The organism is Pantoea sp. SIMBA_079, from assembly GCF_046940275.1.
Lineage (GTDB): Bacteria > Pseudomonadota > Gammaproteobacteria > Enterobacterales > Enterobacteriaceae > Pantoea > Pantoea borealis.
This window is the reverse complement of sequence record NZ_JAWRYR010000702.1, coordinates 1-248: the sequence shown is the minus strand read 5'-3', so window position 1 is coordinate 248 and position 248 is coordinate 1. Positions and strand designations below refer to the sequence as shown.

The 248-nt window shown below is 68.1% G+C and carries 1 protein-coding gene; it reads right to left on the bottom strand.

Features of this window, described 5'->3' with window-relative positions:
- Positions 1-248, bottom strand: a 248-nt coding sequence (locus SB719_RS21765; RefSeq protein WP_412159974.1) for a zinc-binding dehydrogenase, incomplete at both ends; no start/stop codon positions are given.

The window sequence follows — 248 nt, the reverse complement described above, 5'->3', positions numbered from 1 at the left end:
CTGCAGGTCGACCATCCTCGCGGCCGACTCCTCGTACTTCTCGGCCAGTGAGTTCGAGCCGATGATGCTCAGCTCCTTGGCGAACACCTCGTACGGGCTGAGCGCGACCGTGGCGGTCGGCGAGGCCACACCCATCTGCACGAGGCGCCCGCGCATACCGAGCGCCTCGATCGCCTGCGTGATCGCGACAGGGTGTCCGCTGGCGTCGAGAGCCAGGTCGAAGTCGCCGCGGTCGAGTTCGTCCGCAG